16 protein-coding genes and 1 riboswitch are annotated in these 16,445 nt (G+C 67.5%); all 16 genes read right to left on the bottom strand.

Annotation, left to right across the window (positions count from 1 at the left end):
- The coding region (locus VM938_08455; GenBank protein ID HVF75067.1) for a 3-dehydroquinate synthase family protein at window positions 1–738 on the bottom strand (738 nt) is incomplete at its 3' end.
- Window positions 735–1,244 (bottom strand): shikimate kinase, encoded by a 510-nt coding sequence (locus VM938_08450; protein ID HVF75066.1) that lies wholly within the window; start codon window positions 1,242–1,244, stop codon window positions 735–737. The genes VM938_08450 and VM938_08455, both read right to left, overlap by 4 nt.
- Window positions 1,237–2,391 carry a chorismate synthase gene (aroC, locus tag VM938_08445; GenBank protein ID HVF75065.1) on the bottom strand — a complete coding sequence of 385 codons (1,155 nt, stop codon included), beginning with the start codon at window positions 2,389–2,391 and terminating at the stop codon, window positions 1,237–1,239. Before aroC ends, VM938_08450 begins: the two co-directional genes overlap by 8 nt.
- Window positions 2,392–2,430: 39 nt before the next feature.
- Window positions 2,431–3,648 carry a hypothetical protein gene (locus VM938_08440; protein ID HVF75064.1) on the bottom strand — a complete coding sequence of 406 codons (1,218 nt, stop codon included), beginning with the start codon at window positions 3,646–3,648 and terminating at the stop codon, window positions 2,431–2,433.
- Between the two features lie 105 nt (window positions 3,649–3,753).
- Window positions 3,754–4,392 carry a hypothetical protein gene (locus VM938_08435; protein ID HVF75063.1) on the bottom strand — a complete coding sequence of 213 codons (639 nt, stop codon included), beginning with the start codon at window positions 4,390–4,392 and terminating at the stop codon, window positions 3,754–3,756.
- A 41-nt stretch (window positions 4,393–4,433) separates the two neighbouring features.
- Complete coding sequence (locus VM938_08430; GenBank protein ID HVF75062.1) at window positions 4,434–5,978, bottom strand: prepilin-type N-terminal cleavage/methylation domain-containing protein; 1,545 nt, start codon at window positions 5,976–5,978, stop codon at window positions 4,434–4,436.
- 121 nt (window positions 5,979–6,099) lie between these two features.
- A complete protein-coding gene (locus tag VM938_08425) occupies window positions 6,100–6,792 on the bottom strand; it encodes a hypothetical protein (protein HVF75061.1) in 693 nt (230 codons plus the stop codon).
- On the bottom strand, window positions 6,789–7,562 hold the full coding sequence (gene pilO, locus VM938_08420) for a type 4a pilus biogenesis protein PilO (GenBank protein ID HVF75060.1): 774 nt from the start codon (window positions 7,560–7,562) through the stop codon (window positions 6,789–6,791). The genes VM938_08425 and pilO overlap by 4 nt, the downstream gene beginning before the upstream one ends.
- Window positions 7,559–9,217: a type IV pilus assembly protein PilM gene (gene pilM, locus VM938_08415; GenBank protein ID HVF75059.1), complete on the bottom strand. Its 1,659-nt coding sequence runs from the start codon at window positions 9,215–9,217 to the stop codon at window positions 7,559–7,561. Before pilM ends, pilO begins: the two co-directional genes overlap by 4 nt.
- Window positions 9,217–9,372, bottom strand: a complete 156-nt coding sequence (locus tag VM938_08410) for a helix-turn-helix domain-containing protein (GenBank protein HVF75058.1) — start codon at window positions 9,370–9,372, stop codon at window positions 9,217–9,219. The genes pilM and VM938_08410 overlap by 1 nt, the downstream gene beginning before the upstream one ends.
- Window positions 9,373–9,512: 140 nt before the next feature.
- A complete protein-coding gene (locus VM938_08405) occupies window positions 9,513–10,286 on the bottom strand; it encodes a prepilin peptidase (protein ID HVF75057.1) in 774 nt (257 codons plus the stop codon).
- An 86-nt stretch (window positions 10,287–10,372) separates the two neighbouring features.
- Window positions 10,373–10,891 carry a prepilin-type N-terminal cleavage/methylation domain-containing protein gene (locus tag VM938_08400; GenBank protein ID HVF75056.1) on the bottom strand — a complete coding sequence of 173 codons (519 nt, stop codon included), beginning with the start codon at window positions 10,889–10,891 and terminating at the stop codon, window positions 10,373–10,375.
- Between the two features lie 91 nt (window positions 10,892–10,982).
- A riboswitch (cyclic di-GMP riboswitch) is annotated at window positions 10,983–11,074 on the bottom strand.
- 62 nt (window positions 11,075–11,136) lie between these two features.
- Window positions 11,137–11,667: a type II secretion system protein gene (locus VM938_08395; protein ID HVF75055.1), complete on the bottom strand. Its 531-nt coding sequence runs from the start codon at window positions 11,665–11,667 to the stop codon at window positions 11,137–11,139.
- Between the two features lie 177 nt (window positions 11,668–11,844).
- Entirely contained in the window at window positions 11,845–13,062 is a 1,218-nt protein-coding gene (locus VM938_08390; GenBank protein HVF75054.1) for a type II secretion system F family protein, read from the bottom strand.
- 12 nt (window positions 13,063–13,074) lie between these two features.
- Entirely contained in the window at window positions 13,075–14,691 is a 1,617-nt protein-coding gene (locus tag VM938_08385) for a PilT/PilU family type 4a pilus ATPase (GenBank protein ID HVF75053.1), read from the bottom strand.
- A 19-nt stretch (window positions 14,692–14,710) separates the two neighbouring features.
- The gene (locus tag VM938_08380) at window positions 14,711–16,387 is read right to left on the bottom strand and encodes an ATPase, T2SS/T4P/T4SS family (GenBank protein HVF75052.1); all 1,677 of its coding nucleotides are present in this window, start codon (window positions 16,385–16,387) and stop codon (window positions 14,711–14,713) included.
- Window positions 16,388–16,445 lie beyond the last annotated feature (58 nt).

Raw genomic sequence — 16,445 nt, 5'->3', positions numbered from 1 at the left:
GCCGATGGCGACGGCCTCGCCGTGTCGGAGGTCGTACGCATTGGCGGTCTCGAGGGCGTGGGCCAGAGTGTGGCCGTAGTTGAGGAGCGCCCGTTTGCCGCCTTCCCGCTCGTCGCCGGCGACCACTTCCGCCTTGAGGGCGACGCAACGGGCGACCTTCTCCTCGAGGTTGCAGTCGGCGAGGTCCTCGGCACCGAGGAAGTGGTACTTGGCGATCTCCCCGAGGCCGCTGCGGTACTCCCGGGCCGGCAAGGTCTGCAGCGTCTCGGTGTCGCAGAGGACGGCCGCCGGCTGCCAGAAGGCGCCGACGAGGTTCTTGCCCTCGGGGAGGTTCACGCCCGTCTTGCCGCCGATGGCGGCGTCGACCTGTCCGAGCAAGGTGGTCGGCACGTGCACCACCGGCACGCCCCGGTGGTAGACGGCGGCGGCGAAGCCTGCGGTGTCGGTCACCACTCCCCCGCCCACGGCCACCACCACGTCGCCCCGGGTGAGCCCCCAGCGGGCGAAGCCGCGGCACAGCTCCTCCACCGTCTCCATGCACTTGGCGTCCTCACCCTCGTCGACGAGGAACGTGTGGTGCTCGACGCCGGGATCGACGGGCACGCCCACGTTCTCCTGGGTGACGATGGCCGCCCGCTTCACGCCGACGGGCAGGACCTCGAGGAGGCGGTGGCGGGCTCCCGCGCCGACGAGCACGTTGTAGGAGCGGTCGCCCAGAAAGACGGGGACGGTGATCACGGCAGGGCCTCGACGATGCGTTCGACCACTTCCTGCGGGCTCAGGTCGTCGACGTCGACGACCAGGTCGGCCACCTCGCGGTACAGCGGCTCGCGCTCGGGATAGAGGCGGCGGATGGCCGCCTCGGGGTCGTCGCCCAGCAACGGCCGGCCCGCGCCGGTGCCCACGCGGGCGGCCATCGTCTCGACCTCGGCCCGCAGCCACACGGTGAAGCCGTGGTCGCGCAGGCACTTGCGGTTGTCGGGGTCGAGCACCACGCCGCCGCCTGCGGAGACGACAAGCGGGCCTTCACTGGTAGCGCCTTCGATCAAGGCCCGCTTCTCCTCGGCCCGGAAAGCCGACACCCCGTCGGTAGCCATGATCTCGGGCACGGTGCGCCCGGTGTTGCGCACGACCTGTTCGTCGTTGTCGAGGTAGGGACGGCCGAGGCGGCGCGCCAAGAGGCGGCCGACCGTGGTCTTCCCGGCGCCCATCATCCCGACCAAGAAGACCTTCTCGCTAGGCAAGCGAGTCGAGGTAGGAACGGTGGTTGCGGACGAGCTCGCCGACCGAATCGCCGCCGAACTTGCGCAGCACCTCGCCTGCCAGCACGAGGGCCACCATGGTCTCGGCCACCACGCCCATGGCGGGAACGGCGGTGACGTCGGTGCGCTCCTTGAACGAGACCGTCTCCTCTTTCGTCTCGACGTCGACCGTCTTGAGGGTGGGCCGGTTCAGGGTGGCGAGCGGCTTCATGTACGCCTTGCAGGTGAGCAGGGCGCCCGTGGAGATGCCGCCTTCCACGCCACCAGCGAGGTCGGAGTCGCGGCGGTACTCGTTCGACGCCGCGTCCCAACTGATGGGGTCGTGGGCGGCCGAGCCACGACGGCCCGCCACGTCGACGCCTTCGCCGATCTCCACGGCCTTCACCGCCTGGATCGACATGAGCGCCTGGGCCAGCAGGGCGTCGAGCTTGCGGTCCCAGTGCACGTGGCTCCCCAACCCGACGGGCACGCCGTAGGCCAGCACTTCGGCGGCGCCGCCCAGCGAGTCGCCGTCCTTGGCTGCCGCCTTGACCTCGGCCACCATGGCGTCTTCGGCCTCGGCGTCGAAGCAGCGCACGGGCGACTCGTCGATGGCGAGCAGGTCAGCGAAGGTGGGACGCAGGGTCGACTTCGACACCACGGCGCCCATCTGCACGATGTGGCTCAGGATCGAGATGTCGAGCTGCGAGAGCAGCGCCTTGGCGCAGGTGCCCGCCGCCACGCGCGCCGCCGTCTCACGGGCGGACGCTCGTTCCAGCACGTCGCGGGCGTCGGTGAAGCCGTACTTCTGCATGCCTGCCAGGTCGGCGTGGCCAGGGCGGGGCTGGGTGAGGGGCTTCTCGGTGACGCCGGGGGCGGGCGACATCTCCTGCTCCCACTTGGGCCATTCGGTGTTGCCGATCTCGATGGCGACCGGGGACCCGAGCGTGCGGCCGTGGCGCACGCCGCCCAGCAGCGTCACCTCGTCCTGCTCGAAGCGCATACGAGGGCCGCGGCCGTAGCCCAGCCGACGACGGGTGAGTTCCCCCTGCACCTCCTCAACCGTAAGTGGCAGCCCTGCGGGCAGGCCCTCGACGATGACGACGAGGGCACGGCCGTGGGACTCGCCGGCGGTCAGGAAGCGAAGCACGCCCTCATCGTAGTGGGCGCCACTCCGACCTCCCCGGAGCTATTGCAGCGGCTCTTCCCGCCAGTTGCGGCCGAAGAAGCGCCCGGTGGTGAGGCCACCGAGGTTCTCGTCATAGTGCCACTTGGCTTGGACGCCGCCACTGACGCTCTGCGCCACCATGGAGCCGAAGATCTCGTACTGCGCTCCGCCGCCGCCCGACCACGTCGCCGAGCCGCTGGGGGCCTTGATGACGCCCCAGAACACGGAGTGGTTCCCCGAGAACGTCACCGTGCCGTTGCCGATCACGTAGATCTGCAACGCGCCGGGCCATCCCGGGCAATACCAGGCGTTGGCTCCCGCAGCACCATGGGTCGCCCCACATACGGCGGAGGAGTTCGGCGGAGGGTTGATCGCGTTGGTGACTGAGTTGCCGTTGCCGCCCGCAATCGTGAGCGCGGTCGTGTAGATGATGGTGGGACTGGCCATCGACGGGTGCGGGCCCGCGGCGGGGAAGCCGCACCCGACGCCGAGGGTGACGGCGTTGTAGAAGTACGTCTTGCCGGCGACGAGGTTCGGTTGGGTGCACGAGAAGTTGGCGTTGCTCTGCCCGGATGCCGGATAGTCGTAGGTGGTCGGCGGGTCAGGCGTCGCCATCGAGAACTCTGGCGACGCTGTGGTCGTCGTCGCAGGCGGGCACTGCCCAGAGCCGGTTTTCGAGGCGGGGATCGTCGCCGTGCCGTTGATCGAGTAGGCGACACAACCGTCGGGCGGATGCGGGAAGGTCCCGTTCGGATTGTTCTGGCAGTTGTCGGAACTGTTGAGGCCGTTGTTCCCGAAGCTGAACGTGCTTGGGCTGTTGGTCCCGATCACACCCTTCTTCGTGCACCGATTCACCTCGTCCTTGTAGCTGTCGACGCTGAAGCCCGACGAGAAGCTGCCGCTGGCGATGACGTTGATTGCATTGGGGAACAGCGGTTCGGCGACGGCCTCGCTGCGCACGCGCCGCTCCACACCCGTTGCGTCGGTGCCGGTGGCGTCGATGTACCACACGGAGCGGCCGGTGGAGTCCTGGGTCTCCGCCGCGCAATACGTGTAGGCGCCGCTGGCCAGGCTCGCCGTGCGGGTAAAGCCTGCAAGGGCCGGGTACTGCGGGCACGCGCCGACAACGGGCACTGCGTTGCGTACTGACTTGATGGCGTCGTTGATGCCCGCGTCGGCCACCTGCAGTGCGTTGGCCGCATCGCCGGAGCGGCGCGTGACACGCAGGTCGCGCCACACCGTGGTGAGCATGGCGGCGATGACGGCGGTCGCGATGAACGAGACCATGGCAGTGATGACCATGCTCCCCTCTTCGCTTCGTTGGATTCGCATCTCGTTTCGCTCCTAGCGACTGATGTTGTTGCGCAACGCGGCCACGCTCGACGACGACAGCGGCGGCGCTTGCGTGCTGTAGCGGACGGCAACGGCGACGCGTACGGAACTCGCCTTGGGAACATCTGTGGAAGCGGCTGCCGACGTCGTCGGGATGACGCTGCCGTCGCCGCGGAGCCACGTGAACAGCGCGCCGCCTCCGGTCACAACCTTGTCGAGCAGGACGCGGCGAGACGCCTCGACGGTGCCCGGACAGGTGGCGCCTGTCCCTGTTCCTGCGTAACGGGTGCGGTTCTCGACGAGTTGGCCGACGCCGTTGTCCGTCGGTACGAGGGCGAAGACGTGGACGGTCCGCGAGCACGGATCGAGGCCACTCGAGGTGCGCTGAACGGTGAACTGCACACAGTTGTCGTAACCGGCAGGTAGCGACGGGCTGGCAGTGTCGGTGGCGGCGGTGCACGGCGCGCCGACCGGGGTCGCAGCGCGAAGTTCCTGCGTCACCCGTCGCAAAGCCTGCTGCGTCGCGTCTTCGGCGCTGGCGTGCGAGTCGGTGCGGATGGTGAGGATCGACGCCCGATCGAGGAAGTTCAGCGCGCCGGCCATTGCAATACCCAGGATCAGGAGGGCGAGCGAGACCTCGATCACCGTCATGCCCGCCTCGTCGCGGCTCCGGATCACCTTGCGGAGAACCGTCACTGGAACCTCACCTGGACGGGCGGCGCAGCCCCGGTCGATCCGTCGTCGATGGTTGCGGGATCGCCGTCGCTCACTTGCTGGGCGCCGAAGTAGAAGAACTGGTCGCCACTGGGGAAGCGATAGCCCGAATCTCTGGTGATTGTGCCCACCCAGAAGCAGTCGTCCTCGGCCACGGCGGTGGCGGGCGGTGCGCACGGCGCGGTGTCGGGATCTGCGCTGAGGTTGATGGTCACGGAGCCCGCCTGCGTAAGGAAGGTGAGCGTCACGGTGTCCGCCGAGGTGACGTTCTTCGTCGTTGCCCGAACGGTCACGTCGTTCGCCAACGAGCCGCTGGTCCCGATCGACACCGGGCTCGGAGCGGTGATCCCCACGAAGCGCGGCATGGAGATGTCGGCGCAGGTCGGGTCCTCGCTGGGGCAGAACTGGACGGCGGGTGTTGCCACCGCCGACGTCGACTTTCCGTCGGCGGCACGCAAGATGCCGAACGTCACGTATTGCGAGCCGTTGCCGAACACGAAGCCGTCGGCGGCCGACACGGTTGCGGACCAGTACAACGCGGTGGCGGTCTCCGAGGTGAGCGACAACGTCACGGTGGAAGCCTGCGGGCTTCCATTGGCGCCGATGGTGCGGAACATGGCGAAGACTCGGTCGCCCGCAAAGCTCACAGCGGCGCCACTGCTGATCGCGGTGGTGCCCGAGGCTGTGGCTGTCCACGTCGTGCTGCCTGCGCCGGCCACGACCTTGAACGTCTCACCGTTGATCGTCACGGGGAACCCGTTGTAGGTGGGGAAGCCGGCGGCGCTGCTCACCTGCACGTTGACGTTCTGGTTCGGTTGGTGCGTGGGGACGGCGTTGGCAAGCGTGGTCGCCGCAGCACCGTTCAAGTTCTTGTTCGTATATGCCTGGAACGTCAGCGACGACCCCAGCACCCCGCCGTTGAGTGAAACGTTGGACGGCGACACCGTCGGGGCCGGAGTCGCGGCAAACGCCGGCGGGGCCAGCCCGGTGATGGCCGCTTGGTCGGGTGCCCGCAAGGAGCTCTGCTGCGAGACCTGATGACGACCGGTGAGGTCGTCCCACTCGACGAAGACAGCCAACCGCTTCGTCGTCTGCGCGGAATCACTCCAGGCGACGTAGCGCTTCACGGTGTAGGTGACGTTGTTGCGGACGCAGGCGTACTCCTCGTCCGGAACGGTGCCCGTCGCTCCAGAGCAGGGTTCGACGTACGGAACCGCAGCGGGAGGCGTAGGGCAGTTCGAGAGGAAGACCGTGTTGTCGAGCCCCGTCGGGGCCGTGCCCGTCGGAGCAGCGCACAGCCCGAGGTTGTTGAAGGAGAAGCGCTGGAGGTCTTCGATGCCCTGGGTGGCGATCTCGTTGCCCTGCGACCGTGCCTTCGATGCAGCCAGAGCGCGGAGCCCCGACTCGAGCACGCCGGCCAGGGCCACGGCTACCACGGCCATGACGGAAAGCGCGACCACAACCTCGATCAGGGTGAACCCCGCCTCGGGCGCCGCCTCGTCGCGTCGGAATCGCAGTGTCATCCTGAGCTATGTCGGCATTGCGAGCATGCCGACTGAGTCCTTTTTGCCTGCAGTCGCGCCGGACCCCGGACGCGACGAAGGCGGCCGAAGGGCCGCCTTCGTGATCGGTTGTGGCGTGCAGCTACTTGAGAGCTTGCTCGCCCCTGCAGAGCCGGAACGTGTCGTCGCCAAAGGCAAACCGGCCGCAGTCGTCGGACTGCGACAACGACAACACCTTGTAGCTCGTGGCGAACGTGTCACCGACGGCCACCTTGTAGACGGTCTCGTTCACCCGGACGTTGGCGACCACTCGCCCACCCTCGGCAAAGACGTCGACCAGCGTTACCCGGTCGCTTCGGCGGGGCTGGGAGGTGCCTCCCGATGTCGTTCCCCCGGTCGTACCGCCGGACGTTCCACCAGTGGTCCCCCCAGTGCCGCCGGTGGTGCCGCCCGATGTGGTCCCTACGGTCGTGCCCCCGGTGGTGCCCCCGGTGCTACCGCCGGTGGTGCCGCCCGTCGTGCCCCCGGTGGTGCCGCCCGTAGTTCCGCCGGTCGTGCCCCCGGCGGTAGCACCGCCAACTGTCCGGAGCGGCAGGAAGGGGTTCTTCTGCGAGAAGACCTCGAAGCTCTCGACCGGCGCTGTCGGCCGAGCGGTCGTCGACGTGGTGCGGGGAACGGTGGAGGACGTGGAACGAGGCGTGGCGTCCTCATCGTCGCCGCCGCCTCCCACCACCCGCGACAACAGAAAGACGAGAAGCAGCGCAGCAGCACCGGCCCCCAGGATGACGGGGACGCGGCTGCGCTCGGCTGTGGCGATCTCGGTCGGCTGCGTCATGGCCTCACTCCCGCAGTCGTGGTGGTGGCCCCTGCGGCCGTCGTGGTGGTTGCTCCGCCGACGGCCGTCGTCGTGGTGGCGCCACCCGGAGCGGTCGTGGTGGTGGTCGTCGGAGTTGCCACACCCCCGAACTCGGGCGGCACGGCCCGGGTGAACATGCGGGCAGTGAGGGCGACGGTCAGCCTCCCCGTCGCCGATCCGGTGACGTTCAACGAATCGATCACCACGATCCGAGGCATGTCGGTGATTCGGTTCAGGAAATCGAGCACTTGGTAGTACCCGCCCTGGACCTGGAGGGCGAGGCGGATCTCGGCCGGCCCGGAGGCGGGCGCAACGGCCCCGGTGCCGGTGGCACCCACGGCGGTGGTGGCGGTCGTCACGGGCGGAGCCGTCGTTGCCGTCGTCCCGCCAGCAGCGGTGGGCGCCGCCGCGGCAGCGGCAGTCGGCACGCTCGGCGCGACGCTTATGAAGTCGATGGCAGAACGAACGGCGGCGTCGTTCGTGTCGAGGATGAACTGGCCGAGGTCGGGAGAGTCAGGGATGCCCGCCTTCAGGTTCACCAGCCGCGCCCGCTGCGTCGCCTCGCTGCTCGCGGCGGCCTTCAGGCGCTGGATTTCGGTCCGCAGCTGCGTGGCTTGCTCTTCTGCGGCTTCGCGGCGTTCCTTCGCTTCCGAGACCTTGCTGTTGGCCGGGCTCCAGAGCACCATGTACCAGAGCAGCATCAACACGAGGGCCCCGACCACTGCGAGCATGACCACACGCCGGTTCATGACGGTTCGTTCCTCAGTCGGGTGTCGAGACGATTGGATCGGGCGCTGGGAGTCAAGTTCGCCTGTGAGGTGAAGTTCACGATCGTGTTGCGACCAGTGCCGCTCACGGTGGAGTTTGCAACCCACACCCCAGAGAACGACTTGATGTCGGCGGCCCGGAGGAGCCAGCGCGCCGTGGACGTGTGGTCGAAGCCTTGTCCCGTCACGTTGACCGTTCCCGAAGCGCCCTTCTGCCCGACGAAGCTGACGAGCCAGACGTCGTCGGGGATGACGGAGGCCACCTCGTTGAAGATCTTCGTCCAAGCGACGTCGTCGGCCAGCACCTGTCGGAACTGCGCCTCCCGCTGGGTCACCTCGGCCTGCAGGCCGGTCGCGCCGGCATGCTGGGCTCGCTCGCGCTGCAGGTCGACGACCTCGGCCTCGGCATCGTCAGCTTTCTCCTGCTCGTCGTTGCCTTGGGCTGAACGTGCAGCCCACAGCGCCAAGAGAATCACCGCCAACGCCCCGACACCCACGAGCGCAGCACCCGTCTGTCGGCGCTGGACCCGAACTGCGGCGATCTCGCGCGGCAGGAGCGAGATGCGACGTACGCCCTTCTGCACCTCGCCTGCCAGGGCAAGGCCGACAGGCACGGCCAAGAGCGGTTCGAGCTCGGCCAGCTGGGACTCGTCGATGCCAATCGGACCGACCCGCAGGCCTGCCAACGGATGCGCGGGCTCGACCCGAGAGCCCAACTGGGCCTGCAAGCGTTCCATGAGGCCCGGGGTGCGGCTGGCCCCACCGGTGACGAGGACCCGGGTGATGGGGGCCGACTGCGTCTGCGCCGAGTAGTAGTCGATCGAGCCGCGGATCTCCTCGACAAGAGGATTGAGTCGCGACGACACGATTTGGCCGGCCCGGGCAACGGCGTCGTCGCCACCGCCCGCCGCGGCGCGACGCTTCAGGTCCTCGGCGATGTCGAGGTCGACGTTGAGTTCGCGGGCGATGGCCTCGGTGATGTCGTCACCGCCGACCAACAGCACTCGGACAAAACGCGGCACGCCTTGCTCGTGGACGACCACGTTGGTCACTCCGCCGCCGATGCAGACCACTGCTTCGGCGCCGCCGTCGCTCTCGAAGTACGAGGAACCAAGTGTCGCCGATCGCACCAGCGCGAAGGGGATGACGTCGACCGCGGCCGTCGCCAAGCCCGCGCCTTCGACGGCGGCGACGTGCGATCGCACCATGTCGCGCTGCGCAGCAGCGAGCAGCACCCGCATCCGCGGCTCGCCGTCGGCGCCGACGGTGTCGCCGAGGATCTGGAAATCGAGGATGGCGTCCTCGATCGGGATGGGGATGAGCTCCTGGGCCTCGAAGCGCAATGCCGACTCGAGGTCGGCCTCGCTCATGGAGGGGAGTTCCGCTTGGCGGACCACGACGCGCTGGTTGGCCACGCCGACGATGACCCGCTTCGACTTGAACCCGCCTTCGCTCCACAGCCTGCGGATCGACGACGCCACAGCGGCGGCGTCGACTACCTCGCCGTTGCGAACGGCACCGGGTGGCAACGTCACCTGCGCGAAGCGCTCCAACGTGGGCTGGTTGCCACCGAGCGCCAATTCTGCGGCGCGCACGGCATAGCTACCGATGTCGAGGCCCACCACGCGGGTCGCCATCAGGCGGTCCCCCTTGCCAGATACGCCTCCACGTCACGCTCCCTGATCCGGTAGCTGCGGCCCACTCGCATGGCCGACAGTTCTCCGGACTGGATGAGGCGGTACACGGTCATGTTGGACACCCGCATGGCGTCGGCGACCTCTTGTACTCGCAACAGACGATGTTCAGTGTCCAGAGACATGCTCGGCCTCGATCTCCGACGAGCCGCCCCGCTCAACTAACACTCTACGCACAGTTGGCTACATCGTCAACAATTTCAACAGGCTTGAACAGTTTCACCATCAGGCACAGGAGTCACACGCCGTACCAGCGCAGGATCGGCTCTCCGACCAGCAGAGCCAGGAAGGCGCCGACGGCCAGAAACGGACCGAACGGCACCCGGTCCTTCCGCGTCCGGCGCTTGGACGCAATCAGGGCCACGCTCACCACCGACGCCGTGAGGAAGCCGAGGAACAGGCCGAGCAGGACGTGGCCGAGATCGAGCCAACCGAGGGCGACGCCGAGCAGCCCGGCCAGGCGCACGTCACCGAAGCCCATGCCGCGCGGGCTGATCACGTGGATGACGAAGAGGATGCCGAAGCCGAGCACGCCACCGAGGGCGGCCCCTCTGAGCGAGCTCCAGTCGCCGTCGACGACCGCGGCGGCCAGGAACAGAGGGGCCATGAGGAACAGCGTCGGGTAGACGATGCGGTTCGGCACGATGAAGTGCTCGAAGTCGATCAGCGAGATAGCGAGGCACGCAGCGGCCAGGACGAGGAAGGCCGGCAGTGCGGCGGCATCGTCGTGCAGGCGAGCGGCGACCACGGCGAAGAGCACACCCGTGCCGGCTTCCACCAGTGGGTACCGGGGAGCAATCGCTGTGCGGCACGTGCGGCACCGACCGCGAAGCAGCAGCCACGAGAGCACGGGCACGTTGTCGCGCGCTGCGAGCTGGGTGCCGCAGTGCGGGCATCGCGAGCGGGGTGTGGAGACGGACTCCTTCCGCGGGACCCGGTAGATCACCACGTTGAGGAAGGAACCGACGACCAGGCCGAACAGAGCGGCGGTCACAACGAGGAACGCAGTCATCGTGGCGGAGGCTAGAGCGGAACGTGAACGCGAAAGTGGGCGGGGCCGAAGCCCCGCCCACCTCCGCAATGCTCAGGTTCAGCTGGTTACCACTTGGCGGTGCTGGTGCTGGAGCCGAAGTCGTAGTCGGCAGCCACGAAGGTTGCGCTCGTGGTGGCCGTGCACGTGGCGGCTGTCGCCTTCGACTTGGCGTAGGTGGTACCGCCGGATCCGCTCGTGGTGTTGTCCACGATGAAGTAGCAGTAGCCCGCCTTGGAACGGTTGGCCAGGCCCATGATGTTGCCGCTTGTGTCCACTGCGAACGAGATCTGCTCGGGCGTCGTGGAAGCGCCGGTCGTCCAGTCCAGCGAGGGCTCGACACCCTTGAGGAGGAGAACGGTGGCACCGGCGTAGGACTGGTTCTCGGTGAAGAAGGTCTTGGAACCGCTCAGGCCGGACCGCAGGTTCGAGGTCGCAGCCTTGCTCTTCGCATTGTCCTGAGCCTTCAGGAAGGTCGGGACGGCGATGGCGACGAGGATGCCGATGATCAGGACAACGACCATCAGTTCGATGAGGGTGAAGCCCTCTTCGTCCTTGGCCAAGCGCCGACGAATGGCGTCAATCATGTGGAAGCTCTCTTTCCGGTGATGTGCAATGGATTGCGAACCGTGAACCCCTCCCATCGGGCCCGATCCGTAACTCACCGGAATCGGTCCTCCAGGTAGCCCGGCTGGCCTTCCCACCACGCTGTGGGGATCGGCTCCGTGGCATTGCGCCCCCGCCTCCCGACGGGTTTGCCTTTTTCAAGAGCACCTGCTCGCACTAGATGTATCGCCGGATTCGCTGCCCGACTTGAGCGGGTTTTCCAGGCTCAGGCGCTGGGGCCGGTGTTCGGCCACCCGGCGGCCTGCGAACTCTTCCACACCGGGCCTGCGCCGTCGGCTTCGCACGGTGTTGCCGAGCTCACCACGGTCTTCCCGTACGACGTGCCCGCCTCGGGGTTGTCGGGATCGGTGATGTCACGGACGTAGAAGCAGTGGCCGTCGGCAGAGCGCACGGCTACGACGACCTGGGTGGCGGTAGAGGTCCAGCTCACCTCGTCGGACGTGCCGGAGGGACTGCCCATTGTCGCCACCCACTGCAACGAGGGCTCAGCCGCCTGGAGCAGCCCCAGCGTGGTTGTCTCCGTGTCCACCCAGTACGCGTGGTGTTCGACGGGGAGCGTCTTGACTGCACTCAGCGCCGAGCGGACGTTCGACTGCGCAGACGCTTTCTTGGCGCTGCCCTGGGCCCGCAGGAGCGTCGGAACGGCGATCGCACTGAGGATGCCGATGATGGCGACGACTGCCAGTAGTTCGACCAGGGTGAACCCGTCCTCCCCGCCCCTCCGGTTGTGGTCCATCCCCGCACCCCTTTCGCAGTTGTGCGCCAGATCACGCACACGGGAAAGATCGGCAACGGCCACTGGCCGTGTTAATCGTCCATCCGAAAATGACTCTTCGACGACGGCACGAACTAGTCACCGGACGCGCAGCAGCCCGCCTCGGTCGAGGCGGGCTGCTGCGAACGTCCGGGGGGACTACTTGATCAGGTTGATCACGTTGAACATCGGCATGTAGAGGGCGATCACCATGCCGCCGACCGCACCACCAAGGAACATGATGAGCAGCGGCTCGAGGAGTGAGGTCAGCGCGTTGACCGTCGACTCCACTTCCTGCTCGTAGAACTCGCCCACCTTGTCGAGCATGGTGTCGACGGCGCCGGTCTCTTCACCGACGGCGAGCATCTGGGTGACCATGGGCGGGAAGATCTTGTCGTGCTCCGCCATGCGCTTGGCGATCGGCTCGCCCTGCTTGACGCCCTCCTGCATGTCTTTCACAGCCTTGGCGACGACGGTGTTCCCCACGGTCTCGGAGGTGATCTCCAGCGATTCCAGGATCGGCACACCGGAACGCAGCAGGCTGGCCAAGGTGCGGGAGAAGCGGGTGACCGCCGTCTTGTGCACGAGGCCGCCGAACACCGGGACCTTCAGCTTGAAGGCGTCCCAGGCACCACGTCCGGTCTCCGTCTCGATCCACCGCTTGAAGGCGAAGAGTCCGGCGATCTGGGCGACCACCACGAGCGGGAACCACTTCTTCAACGCCTCGGAGACGAGCATGAGGATGCGGGTCGGGAGCGGCAGGGTGCCGCCGAGGTCGCCGTAGATGCCCTTGAAGGTGGGCACCACGAACAGGAGCATCGCGGTGACGATGAGCATGACCAAGGCGAGCACCGCGACCGGGTAGGTCAAGGCCGCCTTGATCTTCTGCTTCAGTTCCACCTGCTTCTCGATGGTGTCGGAAAGCTGCAGCAGCACGGAGTCGAGGACGCCGCCCGTCTCGCCCGCTCGCACCATGGCGACGTAGAGCCGGTTAAACGCCTTCGGGTGTCGGGCCAGCGCCTGCGACAACGACGCGCCCTTCTCGACGTCGGTGCGGACCTCGTGGAGGATCGGCTTGAGCGCCTTGCTCTCCGTCTGCTCCTCCAGGATGCTCAGCGAGCGCAGGAGCGACAGGCCCGAGTTGATCATGGTGGCGAACTGGCGGCTGAAGACCGCAAGGTCCTTCATCTTGACCTTGGGCTTGAAGAGCGAGAGCTCCTTGTTGACGCCGCCCGTGGCCTTCTTGTCGATGGCCAGGGGCACGTAGCCCATCTGCCGCAGCTTGTTGGCGACCAGGGTGGTGCTGTCGGCCTCGATGGAGCCCGACAGCATCTTTCCTGCCTTGTCGCGAACCTTGTAGGTGTAGGTCTCGGCCATCCCCTTGTCCCCTTACTGTCCGCCGCCGATGAGGCGTCGGAGGTCTTGTTCGTTGGCGCACCGCTCCAGCGCGGTCTCCAGTGAGATCTTCCCGGCCTTGACCAGGCCGGCCAGCGACATGTCCATGGTCTGCATGCCGTACTTCCCGCCTGCCTGCATGGCGGAGTAGATCTGGTGCGTCTTGCCCTCACGGATGAGGTTGCGGACCGCCGGCGTGGCCACCAGCACCTCGGAGGCGACGACCCGGCCTCGGCCGGTGGGCGTCGGAACCAGCTGCTGGGTCACGATGCCCTGCAGGGCGGCGGCCAGCTGCACCCGCACCTGCTGCTGCTGGTGCGCCGGGAACACGTCGATCACGCGGTCGACCGACTGCGGGGCGTCCTGGGTGTGGAGGGTGGCGAAGACCAGGTGGCCGGTTTCGGCCGCGGTCAGCGCCGTCGAAATGGTCTCCAGGTCGCGCATTTCACCCACGAGGATCACGTCGGGGTCCTGGCGCAGCACGTGCTTGAGGGCAGCGGCGAACGAGTAGGTGTCCTCGCCGACTTCACGCTGGTTGATGACGGCGGTCTTGTGGTGGTGGAGGAACTCGATGGGGTCCTCGACCGTCATGATGTGGCACGGCTTGCCGGCATTGATGATGTCGACCATCGACGCCAAGGTCGTCGACTTGCCCGAGCCGGTCGGCCCGGTGACCAGGATCAGGCCACGGGGCAACCCGGCGAACTGCTGGGCCGCGGCGGGCAATCCCAGCTGGTCGAAGGGCACGACCTCCGAGGGGATCACGCGCATGACCGAGCCGACCGAGTCGCGCTGCAGGAAGACGTTGACGCGGAAGCGGCCCAGGCCGGGCACCGAGTGCGAGGTGTCGAGCTCGAGGTCGTTCTCGAAGCGCTCCCGCTGCTTCTGGGTGAGGATGGCGTAGATCATCCGGCGGATCTCCGACGGCGTCATCACCGGGAACTCGGTGAGGTGCTTGATCTCGCCGTGCACCCGCACTGCGGGCGGCACGCCTGCGGTCATGTGGAGGTCGGAACCGCCGAGGTCGACGACCCGCTCCAGCAGCTCGTTGACGTGGAGCTCTTGGGCGGCGATCTCGCTGGCCGGGGCCATGGCGGCGGTCGAGCCGCCTGCTTCGTCGACGGCGATCTCGATGTCGCCTGCCACGCCCGCACCGACGGGGCCGGCTGCGCCGGCGGCCGGACCGTACATGGCGTTGACCACCCGCTCCAGCTCGCTGCGCACGGCGATGGCGGGCAGCACGGTCCAGCTCGTCGCCTTCTCGATCTGGCCGATGGCGTCGCGGTCGGACGGGTCGACCATGGCGACCAGGAGGTCGGAGCCTTCGAGGTCGACGGCCACGGCGACATGCGCCCGGGCCAGCTCGGCCGGGATCAGCGAGTCCAGGGTCGGGTTGACGGCGGTGTGGTCGAAGTCGACGAACCGGATGCCCACCTGCGCCGCCACCGCGGCGACCATGTCCTTCTCCCCCACATGTCCGTCGGACATGAGGAGCTTGGACAACGGAACCCGCTCGTTCTGCTCCCTGACGAGGAGCTGTTCGAGCACGTCTCGTGAAAGGACCTTGCGGTCTACGAGGAACTCGCCCAATCGGCGCGATGCGGCCTGCATGAACAGGTGTATCGGCTGGTCAGGCGACGACCCTGAGAATCTCCTCGATCGACGTCATGCCCTCGCGGACATGGACCAGGCCGGCACCACGGAGCGTGAGCATTCCCTGCGCAATGGCCATCTTCTTGATGTCCTCGGAGTGCTCACGGTCGACGATCATGCGCTCGATGTCCTCGGTCACGGTGAGGACCTCGTGGATGGCGAAACGGCCGTGGTAGCCGGTCTTGCCGCACTGGGTGCAGCCCACCGGGCGGTACACGACGGGGGGCTCTTCTTCGCCCTCCATGTCCCAGCCCGCCGTCTGCAGCTCGGCCATGGTCGCCTGGTACGGCTCCTTGCACTTCTCGCACAGGCGTCGGGCCAAGCGCTGGGCCACGATGCAGTCGAGGGCCGAGGCCACCAGGAACGGCTCCACGCCCATCTCCACCAAGCGGGTGGGGGTGGTGGCGGCGTCGTTGGTGTGCAGGGTGGAGAGCACGAGGTGGCCGGTGAGGGCGGCCTCGATGGCGATGGTGGCGGTCTCGCGGTCGCGAATCTCGCCTACCAGCACGATGTCGGGGTCGGAGCGCAGGATCGAGCGCAGGGCAGCGGCAAAGGTCATGCCTGCCTTGTTGTTGACCTGCACCTGGTTGATGCCGGGCAGGCGGTACTCCACCGGGTCCTCGACGGTGATGACGTTCTTCGACTCGTCGTTGAGGATGTTGAGGGTGGCGTACAGGGTGGTCGACTTGCCCGAGCCGGTGGGCCCGGTGACCAGGATGGTGCCGTAGGGCTTGCGGTACGACTTCTCGAAGCGGTCCATGCTCGACGGCAGGAAGCCGAGGTCGCTCAGCTTCAACAGCGCGGTCGACTTGTCGAGGATGCGCATGACGATCTTCTCGCCGTACACGGTGGGCAGGGTCGCCACCCGGAGGTCGACCTGCTTGCCCTGCAGTGTCACCGACACCCGGCCGTCCTGGGGAACCCGGCGCTCGGCGATGTTGATGTCGGCCATGATCTTGAGCCGGGAGATGATCCCCGACTGGATGCTCTTGTGGGGCCGCATCACCTCGTGGAGCACGCCGTCGATGCGGTAGCGCACCCGCACGTCGCGCTCGGTGGGCTCGATGTGGATGTCGGACGCCCGGTCGTTGACCGCCTGGGTGATGAGCAGGTTGACCAGCTTGACGATGGGGGCGTCTTCGACGACCTCCCGCACGTTGGAGATGTCGTCGAGGTCGTCGAACTCGCTGGCCGCCTGGGCCGAGATGTCCTCGGCCTCGCTGTCCATGCGGTGGTACTTGTCGATCGCCGCGTTGACCGACGCAGGCGTGGTGACGACGACCTTGATCTCGCTCTTGGTCATCGTGCGGATGTCGTCGACGGCGAACACGTTGCCGGGATCGGCCATGGCCAGCACCAGGCGGCCGTTGTCCCAGCCGATGGGCAGCGCCTGGTAGCGGCGGGCCAGGGCGTCGCTGATGAGGCCGGCGGCGCTGGCGTCGATCTGGGTCTCGTCGAGGTCGACGAACTCCAGCCCCAGCTGGGCGGCCAGCACCGACACCAGGTCGGACTCCTTCAGGAGCCGGTTGTCGATGAGGATGCGGCCCAGCGACTTGCTGGTGTCGGCTTGCTCGGCGATGGCAGCATCGAGCTGCTCCTGGCTCAGGAGCTTGCTTGCCACGAGGAGTGCGCCGAGCTGGTTCTCTTCAGACATAGGGCTACGTCTCAGATCGGCACGCGCGTGCCGGTTTCAAGAGGGAATTCTCCCACTT

This window comes from Acidimicrobiales bacterium (genome assembly GCA_035536915.1).
Lineage (GTDB): Bacteria > Actinomycetota > Acidimicrobiia > Acidimicrobiales > JAHWLA01 > JAHWLA01.
Note: the sequence above shows the minus strand (reverse complement) of the source record. Positions and strands in the feature narration are given on the sequence as shown.

Bases quoted from the DNA above. Each gene is read 5' to 3' on its own strand.
- VM938_08435 (HVF75063.1), bottom strand. From the start codon at position 4,392: ATGACGGTGATCGAGGTCTCGCTCGCCCTCCTGATCCTGGGTATTGCA.
- VM938_08430 (HVF75062.1), bottom strand. From the start codon at position 5,978: ATGACACTGCGATTCCGACGCGACGAGGCGGCGCCCGAGGCGGGGTTC.
- VM938_08425 (HVF75061.1), bottom strand. From the start codon at position 6,792: ATGACGCAGCCGACCGAGATCGCCACAGCCGAGCGCAGCCGCGTCCCC.
- pilO (HVF75060.1), bottom strand. From the start codon at position 7,562: ATGAACCGGCGTGTGGTCATGCTCGCAGTGGTCGGGGCCCTCGTGTTG.
- pilM (HVF75059.1), bottom strand. From the start codon at position 9,217: ATGGCGACCCGCGTGGTGGGCCTCGACATCGGTAGCTATGCCGTGCGC.
- VM938_08405 (HVF75057.1), bottom strand. From the start codon at position 10,286: ATGACTGCGTTCCTCGTTGTGACCGCCGCTCTGTTCGGCCTGGTCGTC.
- VM938_08400 (HVF75056.1), bottom strand. From the start codon at position 10,891: ATGATTGACGCCATTCGTCGGCGCTTGGCCAAGGACGAAGAGGGCTTC.
- VM938_08395 (HVF75055.1), bottom strand. From the start codon at position 11,667: ATGGACCACAACCGGAGGGGCGGGGAGGACGGGTTCACCCTGGTCGAA.
- VM938_08390 (HVF75054.1), bottom strand. From the start codon at position 13,062: ATGGCCGAGACCTACACCTACAAGGTTCGCGACAAGGCAGGAAAGATG.
- VM938_08385 (HVF75053.1), bottom strand. From the start codon at position 14,691: ATGCAGGCCGCATCGCGCCGATTGGGCGAGTTCCTCGTAGACCGCAAG.
- VM938_08380 (HVF75052.1), bottom strand. From the start codon at position 16,387: ATGTCTGAAGAGAACCAGCTCGGCGCACTCCTCGTGGCAAGCAAGCTC.